We start from the raw sequence: 16557 nt of genomic DNA, 5'->3' as shown, positions 1-16557 counted from the left end.
TACGCTTAAGCTAGGGTCTTTACCTAGTCGGCCATCACAAGGGTCAAAGGAAAACCCCGCTTTCGCGGGGTTGCCCTTCAGCCCAGCCAGACCCGCGCATTGCGGAACATGCGCAACCAGGGAGTGAATCCGCCATGGGCGCCGCTCTTGCCGCCCGTATCCTGAACGCCCCAGCGTTCCGGCGCCCAGGACATGGCCACATTGCGCGTGACCCGCTCCGGGTGCGGCATCATGACGGTGAATCGTCCGTCCGCCGTGGTGACGCCCGCCAGGCCTTGCGGACTGCCGTTGGGATTGTAGGGATATTGTTCGGTGCGCGCGCCACGATTATCCACGAAGTTCATCAGGCCATGCACCTTGTCCAGCGCCCCCTGCCGGGAGAAATCGGCATAGCCCTCGCCATGGGCAACGGCAATGGGAATCCGCGCGCCTTCCATGCCTTGCATGAACAGCGATGGAGAATCGGCAACTTCGACCAGGGACAGGCGCGCCTCGTATTTTTCGGACAGATTGCGCGTAAATCGCGGCCAATGCTCGGCGCCCGGTATCATGCCGGCCAGGGCCGCCATCATCTGGCAGCCGTTGCATACGCCCAGCGCGAAAGTATCGGGGCGGGCGAAATAGGCGGCGAACTGATCAGCCAGTTGGTCGTTGAAGCGTATCGTGCGCGCCCAGCCTTCGCCGGCGCCCAGCACATCCCCATAGCTGAATCCGCCCACGGCGACCAGGCCTTGCACATCGGCAAGATTGGCACGGCCCGACAGCAGGTCGGTCATGTGCACGTCCAGCGCCTCGAAACCCGCCTTGTCGAAGGCCCAGGCCATTTCCACCTGGCTGTTGCAGCCCTGCTCGCGCAGGATCGCGACCCGGGGACGCTTGCCAGTGGCGATGAAGGGCGCGGCAACGTCCTCTTGGGGATCGAAGGGAACGACGGGCGACAGGCCCGGATCGTCCTTATCCTGCCAGATATCGAATTCCGCCTGGGCGCAAGCGGGATTGTCGCGCAAGGCCATGATGCGGCGCGACACTTCGGCCCACAGCTGTCCGAGCTCGGTGCGAGGCTTTTGATAAATGCACTTGCCGTCGCGGTAGATCTGTATCTCGTCGGTCTTGTTCAGGCTGCCCATGACATGCGAATGGGCGGACAGGCCCGCCGACCGCAACTGCTGCAGCACTTTGTCGCGTTGCGCAAGCGGCACCTGGATGACGGCGCCGGCTTCCTCGGCGAACAAGGCCTTCAGGGTAAGTTCGTCGCGCTGAACCGAAATCTGCTCGGCGCGTATCTTGTAGTCGCCCCAATCGGCGGCATGCGGATCGATGGTCAGCATATCCAGGTTGATGGAGACTCCGACATGGCCCGCGAACGCCATTTCGCAGACGGTTGCCAGCAAGCCGCCATCGGAACGGTCGTGATAGGCCAGGATATCGCCCTGCGCCGCCAGTTGGCGGATGGTCTTGAAGAAGGCGCCCAGGGATACGGCATCGTCGATATCGGGCACCGTCTGCCCCACCTGGTTGTAGGCCTGCGCCAGTATGGAGCCGCCCAGGCGCTGTTGGCCCAAGCCCAGATCGACAAGAATCAATGCCGTGTCGCCGGCGTCTGTGCGCAATTGCGGCGTCAATGTGGCCCGCACATCGGCCACCGGCGCAAATGCCGTCACGACCAGCGAAACCGGCGCCACGACCTGGCGCGCTTCGCCGTCATGATCCCATGCCGTGCGCATGGACAGGGAGTCCTTGCCCACCGGTATGGATAAATCCAGTTGCTGACACCATTCGCTGACGGCGGACACGGTGTCGTACAAGGCGGCGTCCTGGCCCGCGACGCCGCAGGCGGCCATCCAGTTGGCGGACAGCTTGATGTCCTTGAGCGAACCCACATCGCTGGCGGCAAGATTGGTCAGCGCCTCGGCCACGGCCATGCGCCCCGAAGCGGGCGCGTCGATCATCGCCAAGGGGCTGCGTTCGCCCATGGCCATGGCTTCGCCCCGCACGCCTTCGTAATCGGCCAGCGTGACGGCGCAATCGGCCACGGGAATCTGCCAGGGCCCCACCATCTGGTCGCGGCTGCTCAAGCCGCCCACCGTCCGGTCGCCGATGGTGATCAGGAAGTTCTTGCTGGCGACGGTCGGATGCCGCAAGACCCGCTCGATGGCTTCGTCCAGCGGGATGCCCACCAAATCGATCGCCGGATGCGAGGACTCCAGGCGCTCGACATCGCGGGTCATGCGCGGCGGCTTGCCCAGGATGACATCGATGGGCACATCGACAGGCCGCGGCCGCATGGGGGATGCTTGCGCAGCGGCATCGGCCACACCCGGCAGGCCTTCGCCATAGGTCACGCGCAACTGGCGTTCTTCGGTCGCCACGCCCACCACCGCATAGGGACAGCGTTCGCGCTTGGCGATCGCATCGAAACGCGGCAAGTCTTGCGGCAGGATGGCCAATACATAGCGCTCCTGCGATTCATTGCTCCATATCTCGGCGGCGGACAAGCCCGATTCTTCCAGGTGAACCTGCTGCAATTCGAACAAGGCGCCGCGTCCCGCGTCGTTGACCAGCTCGGGAAAGGCATTGGACAAACCGCCGGCGCCCACATCGTGGATGGCGATAATGGGGTTGTCGTCGCCCTGCTGCCAGCAGCGGTCTATGACTTCCTGGCCGCGCCGTTCGATTTCAGGGTTGCCGCGCTGCACCGAATCGAAATCGAGCTCCGCGCTGTTGGTGCCGGCGCTCATGCTGGAGGCCGCGCCGCCGCCCATGCCGATGCGCATGCCGGGCCCGCCCAGCTGGATCAGCAAGGCGCCCGGGGGTATCGGATCTTTATGCGTCAGGCGGCCATCGATGGAACCCAAGCCGCCGGCGATCATGATAGGCTTGTGATAGCCCCAGCGCGTGCCGCCCGAGGCCTGTTCAAACGTGCGGAAATAGCCCAGCAGATTGGGCCGGCCGAATTCATTGTTGAACGCCGCGCCGCCTATCGGCCCTTCTATCATTATGTCCAGCGGACTGGCGATGCGGTCCGGCGAGCCGTGAGCATCGCGTTCCCAGGGCTCGATGGCATCGTCGAAGCGCAGGTTGGACACGGTGAAGCCGGTCAGGCCCGCCTTGGGCTTGGAGCCCCGGCCGGTTGCGCCCTCGTCGCGTATTTCACCGCCCGCGCCGGTCGAGGCGCCCGGAAACGGGGCAATCGCGGTCGGATGGTTGTGCGTTTCCACCTTCATCAGCGTATGCACGGTCGCCGGATAATGCCCGTAGGCTGTTGTCTCGGCATCGCGGCCGGCATGGAAAAGCGTGGCCGGGCCGCCCGCCATGATCGCGGCATTGTCCGAATACGCCACCACCGTGCCCTCGGGCTGGGCGGCGTGGGTCGCCCGTATCATGCCGAACAAAGTGTTGGACTGTTCCTGGCCGTCGATGATCCACTGGGCATTGAAGATCTTGTGGCGACAGTGTTCGCTGTTGGCCTGCGCGAACATCATCAGCTCGACGTCGGTGGGATTGCGGCCCAATTGCCGGAAAGCGGCATCAAGGTATTCGATTTCATCATCGGACAAGGCCAGGCCCAAGGCGCTGTTCGCCTCGATGAGCGCCGCCTGGCCCTTGCCGACGACGTCGATGGTCTGTATTGGCTTGCCCGGCAGCGAGGCGAACAAGGCCTTGCCGTCGAAGGAGGCATCGACCACGGTCTCGGTCATGCGGTCATGCAGGCAGGCGGCTATGCTTTCGAGCTGCGCGGCATCGAACGGCTTGGAACCCAATAAGCCTCGGGCCGGCGTCACGACGTAGCGCACGCCCCGCTCGACGCGGCGCACCGGCGACAGGCCACAATTATGCGCGATATCGGTCGCCTTGCTGGCCCAGGGCGACACCGTGCCCAGACGTGGAATCACGCGCAAGACCAGTGAATTCTTGCTTTCCTTGCCGGCCTCGCCCGCAACGCCGTAATCCAGGAGCTGCTCCAGCCGGTTCTGATCCTGTTGGCTCAAGGCGGCATCGGTCCAGACATAGTGCTCGTAGCGGCCGCTTATATCGGCGACCGGCAGGCCAAGGTCGGCAAACCGCTTCAGCAGCCGCTCGCGGCGAAACGAAGACAAGACCGGGGAGCCAAGGAAATACTGGATAGAAGTCACGGTGCAATGCGGGGAAAATGAAGGGAAAGGCTACATTTTACCCGTTTGCCATGCATGGAAGGATTATGGCCGGAACCCGCGCGCCCATTGCCGCGGCGCCGGGCGGATCCAGGGCGGACGGCGCCTAATGATCGGGGTAAATCACTTCCAGTATATCCAGTTCGTCGATGCCGGCGGGCGTGCGCAAGGTGACCGTATCGCCTTCGCGGGCCTTGAGCAATGCGCGAGCGACAGGCGAGATCCAGCTGATCCTGCCTTGCAGCGGCTCGGCCTCGTCCACGCCCACGATGGTCACGCGGAACTCTTCGCCGGCCTTGTCCGAATACACCACCGTGGCGCCGAAAAAGACCTGGTCCTTGTTGGGTTGCGTGGCCGGATCGACCACTTCGGCGATTTCCAGGCGCTTGGTCAGGAAACGCATGCGGCGATCGATTTCGCGCAGGCGCTTCTTGCCGTACAGATAATCGCCGTTTTCAGAGCGATCGCCATTGGATGCCGCCCAGGAAACGACCTGCACGACCGACGGACGTTCTTCGGTCATCAGATGCGCCAGCTCTTGGCGCAGGCGCGCATAGCCCTGCGTCGTTATGTAGTTCTTGGTGCCCGCGGGCAGCTTCACCGCGTCGGGGCCGAGATCGTCGTCATCGTCGTTCTCGGACTCTTTGACAAATGCTTTATTCATGGCAGTACAGAAAAATGGAGGGGAGCGCCGAAAGCCGGAACTCAGGCCCAATCGTGCCAGATAGGCGTCAGGTCGGCGGGCAGAGCGGGGATTTCCCCTAGGTCGAGCTTGCCCTCTGTGGGGCTGTGGAAGTCCGACCCGCAAGAGGCCAGAAAGCCGTAGCGGCGCGCAACCCGCGCGTACTCGGCATACTGGTCCGGCCTGTGGCTGCCGGTCACGACCTCGATGGCCGTGCCGCCCAGTTCCTTGAACCGGTCGAACAAGGCATCGAACTGCAGCGGCGTGTAGTCGTAGCGGCCCGGATGGGCGATGGCGGCCCGGCCGCCCGCACCTACGATCCAGCCCACGGCCTGTTCCAGTGTGGACCAATGCACGGGAACGTAGCCCGGCTTGCCGTCGCCCAGGTATTTGTCGAAAACCGCCTGCATGGTCTTGCAATAGCCTTTTTCGACCAGGAAGCGCGCAAAGTGAGTGCGGCTGATCAGCGAGGGGTTGGCGGCATAGGGCAAGGCGCCCTCGTAGCTGCCGGGTATGCCCAGCGCCGTGAGCCTATCGGCCATTTCGCGCGCCCGGACTGCGCGGCCCTGGCGTATGCCTTCAAGCCCCGCCTGCAACGGAGCATCGTGTTCGTCGACGCCCAGGCCCAGTATATGCACAGTGTGGCCCAAAAAGGTCACCGAGACTTCGACACCCGTGATGAAAGACATCCCCAGCGCCTCGGCGCTGCGCCTGGCGTCGGCCAAGCCCGAAAGCTCGTCGTGATCGGTCAGCGCCCAAAGCCCCACGCCATTGGCATGCGCGCGCGCAGCCACCTCCGAAGGCGTCAGGACGCCATCGGAAATCGTGGAATGACAGTGCAGATCGACCTTGATGTCTGGACTCCGGTTGTGAACGCATGCAAAAGAATAGTTTACGCCGCTTACGCCGTCAGGAAGCGCGCAATGGGATCGATTTCATCGTCGCTGCGCAAGGTGGGTGCGTGGCCTACATCGGGCACGCTATGCAGGCTGGCGCGCGGATTGCGCTCGAGCATCTGGCGGGCGGTTTCGGGCGTCAGCAGATCGGACTGCTCGCCCCGCAGGACCAGTATAGGCGATGAAATGCTTTCATAGGCAGCCCACAATACGGCCTCGGACACCTTCACGCTGCCTTCGGATTGCCCGGCGAACGGCTCGGCAATGCGCAGATCGTAGTGCTTGACCCATTCATCGCCCTGTTGATTGAAGACATGGCGGGTAAGCTCCTCCCAGCCTTGGCGATCGTGCTGGCCGAATCCGGCCGATACGCTGCGGACGTAGTCGACCGCCTGGTCGAATGTGGCAAACCGCATGGGCTGCCCGACATACTCGGCGATGCGCACCAGACCCGGAAAGCTAAGGCTGGGACCAATGTCGTTGAACACGATCTTGCCCAGGCTGAGGGTCTGGTCGGCCGGAAGTCCGAAGGGCCCGCGGGCAGGCCGGCCCGCCGTCGACATGGCCAGCGTTCCAGCCAGGCCCATGCCTATCAGTCCGCCCATGGATGTGCCCACCCAGTCCAGCTGGACGGGATTCAGTCGCGCGATCAGGGTCAGCATATCGGCCACGTACTGCGGCACGACATAGCCGGCGGCATTGATCAGCCAATCAGACTTCCCGCGCCCGACCACATCAGGGCAGACCACGCGGTAATGCGCCGAAAGGCGCCGGGCCAATTGATCGAAATCGCGGCCCGTGCGCGTCAGCCCATGCACGCACAGCAATATCCTGTCGTTGTCCGGATCGCCCCATTCCCAATAAGCCATGCGATGCGTGCCGGCGGGACTGGCGCACATGACAAACTCCAGCCTGGGCTGCTGCTGTGTTCCTTGTGATGGAGACGCTTGAGGCATTTTCGGTGTTCGCTCTTTTGGGATCCGGGGTCGGAGGAACACCGATTGTAGCGTCAGATATTTCAGCGCGGATCAGATGTGCAAAGCATGGCCCAGCGCCCGAAGCGCCGCTTCCTGAACGGCTTCGCCCAGTGAAGGATGCGCGTGGATGGTACCTGCGACATCTTCCAGCCGCGCGCCCATTTCCAGCGACTGGGCGAAGGCGGCGGAGAGTTCGGAAACGCCACGCCCCACCGCCTGCCATCCGACAATCAAATGATTGTCGCGCCGGGCCACCACGCGGACGAAACCAACAGTGGATTCGAGCGTCATCGCGCGCCCATTGGCGGAAAAAGGAAACTCGGCGCTGATGCAATCCAGGCCGATATGCGCAGCGTCTTGCGGCGACAGGCCGGCCGCCACGATCTCGGGATCGGTGAAGCACACGGCGGCAATGGCGGCGGGACAGAAGCGGCGGCGCTTGCCGGCAATGATCTCCGCCACCATTTCGCCCTGGGCCATGGCCCGATGCGCCAGCATGGGTTCGCCGGCAAGGTCGCCGATCGCCCACACATTGCGCATGGAGGTCCGGCATTGTTCGTCGATGCGCACAGCCTGCCCTTCCATGTCCAGCATCAGCGATTCCAGCCCTTCGCTGCGCGGCCGGCGGCCCACGGCGACCAGCACCTGCTCCACCGCCAAACCGGACTCTTCGCCTTTCGTGCTTTGTATCCTCAATACCCTTCCGGTTTGATCCATGCCCAGGACGCGGCTGGACAGATGCAGCGCCACCCCCAGCTTCTTCAAGGCCGCCAGAACGGGCTTGGAAAGATCGGCGTCGTAGGTCGGCAGGATGCGGTCCCGCGCCTCGACGATATCGACCTCCACACCCAGCTTGCGATAAGCCATGCCCAGCTCAAGCCCGATATAGCCCGCGCCCACGACCGCCAGACGCTTGGGCAGGCTGGCCGGCGACAGCGCCTGGGTGGAGGACACGACAGGACCGCCGAAAGGCAGAAACGGCAGCTCCACAGGCTGGGAGCCTGTAGCCAGCAACAGGTGTTCGCAGGCGATGCGCAAAGCCTGACCCGTCTGCTTGTCAGGATCAACCTCGACGGTCTTGCCGTCGATGATGCGCGCCCATCCCTTGACAAGCCGCACGCCATTTTTTTTCAGCAACGCCGCCACGCCGCCGGTCAGGCGGTCGACGATGCCGTCTTTCCATGCCACCGTCCGGGCGATGTCGATGCTGGCGGACGAGGCGTGGATGCCCAAGGGGGAGGAGCCGTTCGCGAACTGGGCCAACTGATGAAATTCCTGGGCGGCGTGTATGAGCGCCTTGGAAGGAATGCAGCCTACGTTCAAGCAGGTTCCACCCACGTTTTCGCCTTCAACAAGGATAGTGGGAATGCCCAGCTGGCCGGCGCGTATGGCGGCAACATAGCCGCCGGGGCCGCCGCCGATGATCAATAAGGTAGTGGATTGCATGCTGACCCGTCACTCCACGAACAACAGCGCCGGGCACTCGAGCAGGCTCCGGATGCGTTGTATGAATTCGGCGGCGTGCATGCCGTCCACGACGCGATGATCGAAGGAAGACGATAGATTCATCATCTTGCGGGCCACGACGGCGCCGCCCACGATCATCGGACGCTCGACGATGCGGTTGACGCCCACGATGGCCACTTCGGGATGGTTGATGACAGGCGTGGAAACAATGCCGCCCAGCGCGCCCAGGCTGGTCAGCGTGATCGTCGATCCGCCAAGCTCGTCGCGCGTCGCGCTGCCCGCGCGGGCAGCGTCGGCCAGGCGCGCGACCTCGATGGCGCAGGCCCAGATATCCAGCGCCTCGGCATGGCGCACAACCGGCACCATCAGTCCGGCTTCGGTCTGCGCGGCAATGCCCAGGTGAACGGCGTCGTAGCGCGTAACGATACCGGCCTCGTCATCGTAGCGGGCGTTGATTTGCGGGTAGTCCCGCAAAGCCAGCACCATGGCGCGGGCCAGCAAGGGCAGGATGGTCAGCTTCCCCCGCTGGGCACCCCATTGCGCATTCAAACGCCCACGCAGGGCTTCCAGTTCGGTCACGTCGACTTCCTCGACATAGGTGAAATGAGGAATGCGGCGCTTGGACTCCTGCATTTTCTCGGCGATCTTGCGGCGCAGGCCGATGACGGGAATCTGCCGCTCCCCATCGCGTTGCGCATAAGCGATGGCCCGGGTCGCGCTTGCAGCCGCCGCCGAGCCGCGTGCGGCATAGGCATCCAGATCGGCATGGGTGATCTGGCCCGCCGCTCCGGTGCCTGGGACATACTGCAGCTCGATGCCCAGGTCCCAGGCGCGCTTGCGCACCGCCGGCGACGCCAGCGGCTTTTCGCCTTCGGGTCGAGCGGGCCGCCCGGCGCAGGCCTGCCCGGACCCGCTCGCCGCTTCGGCGCGCGCATCGCCATGTGGCCCAGCGCCGGCCCGGGCTGCCGCGCCCGAGGCGGAATTCCCGGCGACGTCCGTATCTGCGCGCGTCTCCTCATCGGCTGTTGGAGCGGCGACGGCTTGTACCTGCCCGACCTCGGGCTCCGCCGGCGCGCGGGCAGCGGATGCTTTCCCCTCATTGCCCTCGCCTTCGACTTCCAGACGTATCAGCTCGGAGCCCACGGCCATGACTTCGCCCACCTTGCCGCCCAGCGCCAGCACCTTGCCGTGAACGGGCGACGGCACTTGGACGGTTGCCTTGTCGGTCATGACGTCGGCCAGCAATTGATCCTCAACCACGCTGTCGCCCGGCTGCACATGCCATTCGACCAGCTCCACCTCGGCGATGCCTTCGCCTATATCGGGCATTTTTATGATGTGCGTACCCATGCTCATGCCACCCTTTCCTGTCCGGCGGCCTTCGAGGACGCCACAGCCGGGGACCCCTCCATGACCTTCCTGAACGCGCCGGCCAAACGGGCCGGGCCGGGAAAGTAGGCCCATTCATGCGCATGGGGATAAGGCGTGTCCCAGCCGGCCACGCGCTCTATGGGCGCTTCAAGGTGGTAGAAGCAATGCTCCTGGATCAGCGTGGCCAGCTCGGCCCCGAAACCGCTGGTTTGCGTGGCCTCGTGCACCACCACGCAACGGCCGGTTTTTTTGACCGATGCCACGATGGTGTCCAGATCCAGCGGCCACAGGCTGCGCAGGTCGATGATCTCGGCATCGATGCCGGACTCCCTGGCGGCGACCTCGGACACGAAGACCATGGTGCCGTAGGTCAACACCGTAAGGTCGGTCCCGGGCCGGAAGATGGAAGCCGACTCCAACGGCACGGTGTAGTAGCCGTCGGGAACATTGCCCAGGGGATGCTTGGACCACGGCACAACGGGCTGGTCGTGATGGCCGTCGAACGGTCCGTTGTACAGGCGCTTGGGTTCCAGGAAAATAACCGGATCGTCGCATTCGATGGCGGCGATCAACAAGCCTTTCGCATCGTAGGGGTTGGACGGCATGACAGTGCGCAGTCCCGTGACGTGCGTGAAGAGCGCCTCGGGACTCTGGCTGTGCGTCTGGCCGCCGTAGATGCCGCCGCCGCTGGGCATGCGTATCGTCAAGGGCGCGATGAACTCGCCGGCCGAGCGATAGCGCAGGCGCGCGGCCTCGGACACGATCTGGTCGGTGGCCGGGTAAAAATAATCGGCGAACTGGATCTCGACCACCGGCCGCAGGCCGTAGGCGCCCATGCCCACCGCCGCCCCGACGATGCCGCCTTCGGAAATCGGAGCGTCGAACACGCGCGTCTTGCCGTACTTGGCCTGCAAGCCTTCGGTGCAGCGGAACACGCCGCCGAAGTAGCCTACGTCCTGCCCGAAGATGACGACCTTGTCGTCGCGCGCCAGCATGACATCCATGGCCGAGCGCAAGGCCTGGATCATGGTCATGGGCGTCGTGGCCTGCTGTATGGAACGAGTATCCATGATCACACCCCCAATTGCTGGCGCTGGCGGCGCAGATGCCAGGGCATGTCTTTGTAGACATCCTCGAACATGGTCGCGACGCTGGAGGTCTTGCCGGTGGCCAGCGTGCCATGGCTTTCCGCCTGTTTCTGCGCGGCGATGACTTCCGCTTCGTACTCCTTCTGCGTGCGCTGATGCTCGTCTTCGGACCACGCGCCCACCGCTATAAGGTGCCGCTTCAGGCGGTCGATGGGATCGCCCAACGGAAAACGGGCCCAGTCGTCGGCCGGCCGGTACTTGGACGGGTCGTCCGAGGTCGAATGCGGGCCGGCGCGGTAGCTGACCCATTCGATCAAGGTAGGCCCCAGGTTGTTGCGGGCGCGTTCAACCGCCCATTTCGACGCGGCGTACACAGCCAGGAAATCGTTGCCATCGACCCGCAGCGAGGCGATGCCGCTGCCGATGCCGCGCGCGGCGAAGGTGGTGCTTTCGCCGCCCGCCAGGGCCTGGAAGGTGGAAATTGCCCACTGATTGTTGATGACATTAAGAATGACCGGCGCCTGGTACACATGCGCGAAGGTCAAGGCGGTCTGGAAGTCCGCCGCGGCCGTCGCCCCGTCGCCTATCCATGCCGAGGCAATCTTGGTATCGCCCTGGATGGCGGACGCCATGGCCCAGCCCACCGCCTGCACGAACTGCGTGGCCAGGTTGCCGGATATCGAAAAAAAACCGCGTTCGCGCATGGAATACATCACGGGCAACTGTCGGCCCTTCAGGCGGTCGCACTCGTTCGAGAAAAGCTGGCACATCATGTCGACGAGCGGCACGTCCTGCGCGATCAGCAGGTTCTGCTGGCGATAAGACGGAAAACACATGTCGCCCGGGGACAGGGCCAGCATCTGCGCGGCGCCGATAGCCTCTTCGCCCAGGCTTTGCATGTAGAAGGACATTTTCTTTTGCCGCTGGGCGATCAGCATGCGCGCATCGTATATGCGCGTCTTGATCATGGTCTGCAAACCCTTGCGCAGCAAGTCCGGATCCATGGGCTCGGCCCAGGGCCCCTGCGCCTTGCCCTCGTCGTCCAGGACGCGCACCAGCGTATAGGCCAGATCGGCGGTATCGGCGGCGGAGGTATCGATGGGGGGCTTGCGGACGGCGCCGGCGGGAGCCAGGCGCAAATAGGAGAAATCGGTGGCATGGCCGGGTCGCCCCGAAGGCTCGGGCACGTGCAGCCGTAAAGGAAGTGCTTGTCTCATGTCTTGCTCGTGAAAATGTCTTGTGGAATTTTCTTGCGCTGCATTTACTTGCCGCCTTGTGGGCGGATAAAACTATCATCGCCGATCCGGATTGAAATCGCAAGCCGTGCTCCAGCCAGTCCCCGGACAAGAAATCAACGCGCCTGCCAATAGCGCCGCGAGGCCTTCCTTTCGCTGATGGCCGCCAGGCCCTGAGCCGAGGAATGCACCGTGACCGCGCCATGCAGGTCGCTGCGCCAGAACGCCGCCCCACCCTGCCGCCAACGGCGCTCGACATCGGGATTGGGATGTCCGTAGCGATTCCACATGCCCGCCTGCGCCACCACGTGCAGCGGCTGCGTTTCATTCACGAAGGCGGGGCTGGACGACGATTTGGAGCCGTGATGCGCCGCCAGGACGAGGTCGGCATAGCCCAGCCCCCTGTCGACCAGAGCGGCTTCTTGCGCCGCCCCGATATCGGCCGGCAACAAGGCCGAGTGGTGTTCTCCGCGCAGGCGCAGTACGCAGGCCTGGCCGTTGCGCTGCTTGCGCACCGCCGGCCTTGCGTCGACCGGATTCTTCAGCGGCCAAAGGAATTCAAAGGATACCCCGTCTATATGCCAGGTCATGCCGTACTCGCAGGACGACATCGCCAAAGGCAAGGGCGGCAACACACCCGGCATGCCCAGCAAAGCCGCCTCGCGCTTCAGATAAGCCTGCAAATCGAAGGAGCTGTAGGATTGCTGGACGGGCACCGCCTGCAACAGGCTGCGCGCCCCGCCGGCGTGATCGATGTCGGCATGGGAAACGATCATCGCATCCAGCTTGACGATGCCTTGCGAACGCAAAAAAGGCCAGATGATGCGTGCGCCGTCGTCCGAATCCGGGCTGCCGCGCAGGCCGGTGTCGAACAGCAAGACATGGCGCGCCGTCTGGACGACGATGGCGCTGGCCTGCCCCACGTCCAGCGCATGCAAGGTCCAATCGCCATGCAGGGGCCGCTTGGGCAGCCAGCACAAGGCAGGCAGCATCAATAGCCAGGCCAGGCGCCGGCCGGGCAAGCCGTAAGGCATGGTGGCCGCCGCCAGGCCGCACAATGCCAAGGCGGTCAAGCCAGCGGGCGCCGCCGCAACGGTGAAACTGGCGGCGCGCCAGTTGGACAGCCATACCGTGGGGGCCATCATGAGCTCCAGCGCGGCATGGCCCAGCCAGGCGAAAGCCGCCGCCAGGAAGTCCAGGCCAGGCATGAGCGCAGTGCCGGCTGCCAGCAGAGCCAGCGGCGTGACGGCCAGGCTGATGATGGGAATGGCATAGGCATTGGCCAATGGCGAGGCCAGGGAGACCTCGTGAAAGATCAGCGCCAGCAAGGGCATCAAGCCCGCCGTGATCGCCAGTTGCAGACGCGTTGCCTTGCCCAGGAACGATCCGGCCCGGCGCCATCGGCCGGCAACGGCCGCCCGGCCTATCGGCTGGCCCCACCAGCCGCCGCTGGCCATGAGCACATAGACGGCGCCGAAGGACAGCCAGAAGCCGCTGGCCAGCAATGCCCACGGGTCCAGCAGCACCACGGCGAACGCAACCAGCGACAACAGCCGGGACGCGCTCATGGGCAGGCGCAGCACATACGCGCCGGCCATCACGGCCAGCATCAGGAAGGTGCGGCGCGCCGGCACGCCCCAGCCTGCCAGCAGGCAATACAGCCATGCGACCAGCAAGGCCGCCAGCGCCGCCGCCACCTGGGCCGGCATGCGTTCGGCCAGGGCCCGGCCGCGCCAGCGCAGGCGCCGCCATAGCCAAAATGTCAGCGCGCCGCCCAGCGCCGCGATCATGGTGATGTGCGAGCCGCTGATGGACACCAGATGTGTAATGCCTGTGCGGTTGAACACCGTCCAGTCGGACGCTTCGACGCTGGCTTGATCCCCGATCGCCAGCGCCAGCAGCACCGCGCCGTAACGCTTGCCGTCAAGATATGGACGCATGGCGGCGCGCACCGCGTGTCGCGCCCGTTGCGCAACCACAGGCAGACTTGCCCAGGGCTCATCGCGCAAATAGCTGGGTGTGCCGCGCACGCTGCCCGTGGCGCGTATGCCTTGCGCAAACAGATAGGCCTCGTAATCGAAAGCATGCGGATTGCGCGCGCCCCGAGGCGTCTTCAAGGTAAGCGCCATGCGCCAGACCTGGCCGGGCACAAGGTCGGGCAAACCGTCCGGCAGGCTTTCCTGCGAGTCCGCGGCGGCGCTGTCGCCGGCGCGGCCGTATGGCCCGGCCCATGCCGCCAAGGGCCATGAAACCTGGATGCGCGTGGGCACGCCGCCGGGCAGCGATGAAAGGACCTGGGCCTGGAACTGGCGGCCGTCGGGCCCCAGGCGCGGCAGGCTTGCCACACGCAATACCACCCTGGACACCTTGTTTTCGTTATGCTCGGCCAGGGCATCGGCCAGGCGATGGTCGGCGCGCGCCACCGTCAGCAACAAGCCCGCCAGCGCGGCCCACAGCGATACCAGCAAGATTTTCCGGACGCGCCGCGGCAGGCCGAACGCCAGCAGGGACAGCAGCACGGCCAGCGCCACCGCCGCCGCCCCATGAGCCAAGCCCGGCAGGACGGGCAGCCTGTGCACCACGCCGCTTGCCGCCACAAAAGCCAGCAGACCCATGCGTCCCGTCACGCCCATACGCTCCCAAATAGGCCAGCGTAAAGGCAGGCCGCCGGCTGCGGAGCGCGAACCGGCCAAAGGCGGCCCTTCGGCTTCTACTGAGAACCATCGGAGCCGCTGCGGCTAATGCATGAAAGAGCCGCGATAAAGCGGGTGCTGCGGCAGCCTTGGCTAACCCAGGCTGTCCAGCAGGCGCCGCAGCTCTTTTTGCTCGTCAGAGGTCAGCCTGGCGCTGATGCGCGCATCGTGTTCGCGGATGGCCTGGGTAATGCCGCGCAGCGCCTCGCGTCCGGCATCGGTCAGCGCCAGCGCGTGGGCGCGCTTGTCCAGCCTGGATTCGGCCCGGGCCGCATAGCCCAGCTTCTCAAGCGAATTGACCACCTCGACCGCGCCCGAGCGCGCAATGCCCATGGCATTGGCCAGTTCGGTCAGCTTCATGTCGGAGTTGGCCTGGATGATGGTCATGGCCGAAAACCGGGGCGGCGTAATCGACCAGGGCCCCAGCGCGTCCAGGAAGTCCTGGTAGATGCGTATCTGCGCGCGCCTTATCGAATAGCCGATAAGCTCGTCCAGCACGCCGTATTCGACGCCCGGCACCTGGGCGTTGAACTGTTCGCCGCGCTGGGCGGGCCGCCGGTTGTTCGGGCGCGAACTCAATTTTCTGCTCAATGCGATTCCTGTTTTCAATGCCTGTTATCCAATTTTGCAATCGACCGCCTTGTTGCGGATCATGCCACAAGCTCAATTCGGGTAAATCCCGATAGGCTGGAATACATCCCACATTGTTATGATACATAACAAATTATGGGAGACATTTCTTGAAAGTCATTATCGCGGGCGCCGGCATCGGCGGCCTGGCCCTGGCGCTCATGCTGCATCAGCGCGGCATCGACTGCGACATCTTTGAAAGCGTGCGCGAGCTCAAGCCCCTGGGCGTGGGCATCAATCTGCTTCCCCACGCGGTTGCCGAGCTGGACCAGTTGGGCTTGCTGGACACCCTGGCCGCCGGCGCGATTCCCACTTCCGCCCTGCACTACTACAACCGCCACGGCCAGCCCATCTGGCAGGAAGCCAGGGGCCTGGCGGCCGGCTATGCCGTGCCGCAGCTATCCATACATCGCGGCGAACTCCAGTTGCTGTTGGCGGAGGCGGTCGCGCAAAGACTGGGGGCCGGCCGCCTGCACACCGGCCTGGCCTTCGAATCGCTGACGCAAGACGCCCAGGGCGTGACCGCCCGCTTCCGCAATCGCACCACGAACCAGCTTGAAGAGCTGCGCGGCGACCTGCTGATCGGCGCCGACGGCATCCATTCGGCCGTACGGCGCTTCTTCTACCCGCAGTCCGACCCCTTGCGCTTTTCCGGGCGCATGCTTTGGCGCGCCATTACCGATGCCGATCCCTACCTGGACGGCAAGACCATGTTCATGGCCGGCCACCAGGATCAGAAATTCGTCTGCTATCCCATCTCCGAACCGCTGCGCCGCCAGGGCCGTTCGCGCATCAACTGGATTGCGGAGCTGCGCATACCCGATCCCGAGCTGCCGGCCACGGATTGGAATCGCGTCGTGGATGCGTCCGTATTCGCCGAGAGCTTCGAATCATGGCGCTGGGACTGGATCGATATTCCGGCCATCATCCGGGGCGCGCAAGCCATCTACGAATTCCCGCTGGTCGACAAAGACCCGCTGCCCCGCTGGACGCAGGACCGCGTCACCCTGCTGGGCGATGCCGCGCACCCCATGTACCCCATCGGCTCGAACGGATCCGCACAAGCCATACTGGATGCGCGCTGCCTGGCCGACAGGTTGCAAGCGGCGACGATGCGGCGCAACACCGGCATCGAGCTTGCCTTGAAGGAATACGAAGCCGAGCGCCTGCCGCCAACCGCCGGCATCGTGCTGCGCAACCGGCTTAACGGCCCCGAGCAAGTCATGCAGATAGCACACGAGCGCGCGCCCGACGGCTACGCGCACATACACGATGTCGTCCCCCAAGCGGAGCTGGAGGAGATCGCCATGCGCTACAAACGCCTGGCCGGCTTCGACCCCGCCGCGCTCAAGACCAAACAAGGCTAG

General features: G+C 64.6%; 11 protein-coding genes. 1 reads left to right on the top strand and 10 read right to left on the bottom strand.

The features are described from left to right. Nucleotides 1–77: 77 nt before the first annotated feature. The 10 genes from purL to V0R37_RS06890 form a co-directional block, all read right to left on the bottom strand. Complete coding sequence (purL, locus tag V0R37_RS06935; protein WP_420373825.1) at nt 78–4133, bottom strand: phosphoribosylformylglycinamidine synthase; 4056 nt, start codon at nt 4131–4133, stop codon at nt 78–80. Nucleotides 4134–4257: 124 nt separating this feature from the next. Then, nucleotides 4258–4815 (bottom strand): transcription elongation factor GreB, encoded by a 558-nt coding sequence (gene greB, locus V0R37_RS06930; protein WP_420373824.1) that lies wholly within the window; start codon nt 4813–4815, stop codon nt 4258–4260. Between the two features lie 41 nt (nt 4816–4856). Continuing rightward, nucleotides 4857–5687, bottom strand: coding sequence for a 3',5'-nucleoside bisphosphate phosphatase (locus V0R37_RS06925; protein ID WP_420374038.1), 831 nt, complete (start codon nt 5685–5687; stop codon nt 4857–4859). 47 nt (nt 5688–5734) lie between these two features. Further along, the gene (locus V0R37_RS06920) at nt 5735–6628 is read right to left on the bottom strand and encodes an alpha/beta fold hydrolase (protein WP_420373823.1); all 894 of its coding nucleotides are present in this window, start codon (nt 6626–6628) and stop codon (nt 5735–5737) included. A gap of 129 nt (nt 6629–6757) precedes the next feature. Continuing rightward, nucleotides 6758–8152 (bottom strand): dihydrolipoyl dehydrogenase, encoded by a 1395-nt coding sequence (gene lpdA, locus V0R37_RS06915; RefSeq protein ID WP_420373822.1) that lies wholly within the window; start codon nt 8150–8152, stop codon nt 6758–6760. 9 nt (nt 8153–8161) lie between these two features. Continuing rightward, the gene (locus V0R37_RS06910; RefSeq protein WP_420374037.1) at nt 8162–9523 is read right to left on the bottom strand and encodes a dihydrolipoamide acetyltransferase family protein; all 1362 of its coding nucleotides are present in this window, start codon (nt 9521–9523) and stop codon (nt 8162–8164) included. 2 nt (nt 9524–9525) lie between these two features. Then, on the bottom strand, nt 9526–10614 hold the full coding sequence (locus V0R37_RS06905; RefSeq protein WP_420373821.1) for an alpha-ketoacid dehydrogenase subunit beta: 1089 nt from the start codon (nt 10612–10614) through the stop codon (nt 9526–9528). A 2-nt stretch (nt 10615–10616) separates the two neighbouring features. Beyond that, nucleotides 10617–11849 carry a 3-methyl-2-oxobutanoate dehydrogenase (2-methylpropanoyl-transferring) subunit alpha gene (locus V0R37_RS06900; protein WP_420373820.1) on the bottom strand — a complete coding sequence of 411 codons (1233 nt, stop codon included), beginning with the start codon at nt 11847–11849 and terminating at the stop codon, nt 10617–10619. 134 nt (nt 11850–11983) lie between these two features. After that, nucleotides 11984–14494 (bottom strand): DNA internalization-related competence protein ComEC/Rec2, encoded by a 2511-nt coding sequence (locus tag V0R37_RS06895; protein ID WP_420373819.1) that lies wholly within the window; start codon nt 14492–14494, stop codon nt 11984–11986. A 159-nt stretch (nt 14495–14653) separates the two neighbouring features. Beyond that, entirely contained in the window at nt 14654–15151 is a 498-nt protein-coding gene (locus V0R37_RS06890) for a MarR family winged helix-turn-helix transcriptional regulator (RefSeq protein ID WP_420373818.1), read from the bottom strand. A 149-nt stretch (nt 15152–15300) separates the two neighbouring features. Here V0R37_RS06890 and V0R37_RS06885 point away from each other — a divergent pair, with 149 nt between their 5' ends. Beyond that, nucleotides 15301–16557 (top strand): flavin-dependent oxidoreductase, encoded by a 1257-nt coding sequence (locus V0R37_RS06885; RefSeq protein ID WP_420373817.1) that lies wholly within the window; start codon nt 15301–15303, stop codon nt 16555–16557.

This window comes from Pollutimonas rozaliensis (genome assembly GCF_048751585.1).
Classification (GTDB): domain Bacteria; phylum Pseudomonadota; class Gammaproteobacteria; order Burkholderiales; family Burkholderiaceae_B.
The sequence above is the reverse complement of the archived record's forward strand: the minus strand, read 5'-3'. Positions and strand labels throughout refer to the sequence as shown.

Excerpts from the sequence above, each read along its gene's own strand:
- greB (WP_420373824.1), bottom strand. The coding sequence starts at position 4,815 with ATGAATAAAGCATTTGTCAAAGAGTCCGAGAACGACGATGACGACGAT.
- V0R37_RS06920 (WP_420373823.1), bottom strand. The coding sequence starts at position 6,628 with ATGTGCGCCAGTCCCGCCGGCACGCATCGCATGGCTTATTGGGAATGG.
- lpdA (WP_420373822.1), bottom strand. The coding sequence starts at position 8,152 with ATGCAATCCACTACCTTATTGATCATCGGCGGCGGCCCCGGCGGCTAT.
- V0R37_RS06910 (WP_420374037.1), bottom strand. The coding sequence starts at position 9,523 with ATGGGTACGCACATCATAAAAATGCCCGATATAGGCGAAGGCATCGCC.
- V0R37_RS06905 (WP_420373821.1), bottom strand. The coding sequence starts at position 10,614 with ATGGATACTCGTTCCATACAGCAGGCCACGACGCCCATGACCATGATC.
- V0R37_RS06900 (WP_420373820.1), bottom strand. The coding sequence starts at position 11,849 with ATGAGACAAGCACTTCCTTTACGGCTGCACGTGCCCGAGCCTTCGGGG.